Below are 2,197 nucleotides of genomic sequence, written 5' to 3' on the forward strand. Positions count from 1 at the left end.
ATTGACTAGAGTCATGCTCTACGATTGCGGCAGCCGCACGTCCATCACGGTGCCGCGCAAGTTGTAGTCAAAGGTCTCTAGCTCTAGGGGAACACCGATTTTGACGCGATTGTTGCCCAGGACGATGCCATTCTCGGTGCGCTGGCCCCGCCCCCGCAACGTAAATACCAGGTCGAGGCGATAGGCTTCGGGATCGGGCAAGTTCTGCACCCGCCCATCGGGGAAAACCACCGGCACCGTGCGGCTGACATTTTCCACTCGCACCACCTCCACCTGGCCGTAGGGCTGGTTGCGGATGATCAGGTCAGCCTTCTGCCCCGCCTGAAAAGGTTCCATAGAGCGGCTGCTGACCCCGCGCACAATCATGTCCACTTCCACCGGCAGCGTGGGGCCACCTCCCACCTGGACGACACTGCCCGCCTGCCGACCCGGAAAGAACAAGACGGCGACAATGGCCACCACCACAATTGCCAGAGCTCCCAGATCCAAGAGGCTGACCTTTCCCAAAAGCCGCCCCTGCTCGTCAATGAGCCGCATATCACCTCTCCTCGCACACCCTGTCTTGATTCTAGGCAGGTTTGTTCTCCAAGTGGCTTTCTCGCCCTAAGGGATCCAGGCTAGGGCGCTGCTGCCCAGTGGTAGGCGGCGTTCCCGCCAGCGGTGCGAACCACTTTGTCCATCAGGAATGGGCAGCCCGTCCTGCAAATCCACCAACCACACTTGCGAGGCCATGATGGCTTGCCCGCTACGGCTAAGGGGAGCCGAGGGATCCGGGATCCCTGGGAACGGTTCCAAGAGCGTGTAGGCCAGCATGCGTCCATCCGGGGAAATGCTGAAGTCCAGATCGACGGGATAGGTGGCTCGAACCACCTCTATGGCGTTGCCTGCTTCAGTGCCGAGCGTTATCGCCAGCAGGCGGGGCGACTCGGTGTAGCTGGGGGAGTCCATCGCGACCTCGCCAACAGAATAATGCTCCGCACCGCTAACGTGAGAGACCTCACTGACCAAGGCGTAGAAGATGGGCGCCCGCGGGGAAAAAGCCCCTTTCAGGATGGATCCCTGGGTTCTCAAAATCTCCTCGCTGTTGCCGGTATTGCTGACGATGGAGAGGCTGCGGGTGTAGTCGGGATTGAAGCGCAGCAAAGCCCCGAAAGCCCCATCGGGGCGGATGGCTAAGGTTTGGCCGAACTGGGCTAGAAAGCTCTCCGCTGCCGCCCGTGGATGCAAGGGTACGATCCCCACCCCCTGTCCCTGCGAGATGAGCAGGCTGCTCTCATCGGGGCTAATGAAAAAATCTCCCCCCACCGCCGTATCCAGCTCTAGACGTTCAAAGGGATCCCGGCTCGTTTTCTGGATCCACAGCTCCGTCTGGACGGCAGCCATGGGATCCCGTTGCAGCGGGATCCGCTCTGCCACCACCAGTTCCCCCGTCGGCGAGACTTGGAAGCGCAGGTTTTGGTAACCCTGATGATCCAGCAGCAACTGCGAAGACTGATCCTCCAGATCCAGTCGGTACAGATCCTGGTGCTGTGGGTTGGTGGCCGTGGCGAAATAGTACACGAAGCGGCCATCGGCACTGGGCTGCATTTGGGTTACCTTGACCCCAGCCGGAGTCAGCAGGGTAGTGGATCCCGTCTCCAGGTTGAACAGAAACATTCGCCCTCGCTGGGCAGGTTCGGTGCTGATCCCCAGCAACTGCCGATCCGGCGTGCGGAATTCCCCCTCAAAGGGCTGGGCCATGGGCTGGCCCCGTTCATCTACCGCTGCCTGCAGGCGCACCCGGTAGGTCTGGCCGTAAGGGGCTGGTTCTGTCAGCGTCCAAAAAAAGCGGCGACCCAGCTTGCGCATTCGGCCTGGCAGAGGGGGCTGGATCTCCAAATGCTCTTCAACACTGACGGGATCCATCGGGCGGTTGAAGGTGAGCACCATCTGCACTTCTTGCGCCCCCACCCGTTGCTGTTGCCAGTTAAAGTCCCGCACGTAAGGAGCTGTGTGGTTGCCCAACACCACCAGGATCACCCCGATGGCCAGGTTGCAGAGGGTAATCCGGGCAACCCAGCGATCCAGAGGCTGTGGGAACCACCGCGTCAGGGTTGCGCGCCAGTAAGATCCCGACCGGGCAGACATCTGACTCATAGGTTACAAACAACAGACAGGTATGGGCAGCCAGAACTTGGGGAGCATGACTCTAGTCAAT

The 2,197-nt window shown here is 60.6% G+C and carries 2 protein-coding genes; both read right to left on the reverse strand.

The window, feature by feature from the left end; translation table 11 throughout:
* Window positions 1-18: 18 nt before the first annotated feature.
* On the reverse strand, window positions 19-537 hold the full coding sequence (locus NW819_RS08010; RefSeq protein ID WP_414329249.1) for a DUF4330 domain-containing protein: 519 nt from the start codon (window positions 535-537) through the stop codon (window positions 19-21).
* Between the two features lie 66 nt (window positions 538-603).
* Window positions 604-2,136, reverse strand: a complete 1,533-nt coding sequence (locus NW819_RS08015) for a hypothetical protein (RefSeq protein ID WP_414413438.1) — start codon at window positions 2,134-2,136, stop codon at window positions 604-606.
* Window positions 2,137-2,197: the final 61 nt, after the last annotated feature.

Source organism: Synechococcus sp. R8-2 (genome assembly GCF_047461715.1).
Taxonomy (GTDB): domain Bacteria; phylum Cyanobacteriota; class Cyanobacteriia; order Thermostichales; family Thermostichaceae; genus Thermostichus.

Bases quoted from the DNA above. Each gene is read 5' to 3' on its own strand.
- NW819_RS08010 (WP_414329249.1), bottom strand. From the start codon at position 537: ATGCGGCTCATTGACGAGCAGGGGCGGCTTTTGGGAAAGGTCAGCCTC.
- NW819_RS08015 (WP_414413438.1), bottom strand. From the start codon at position 2,136: ATGAGTCAGATGTCTGCCCGGTCGGGATCTTACTGGCGCGCAACCCTG.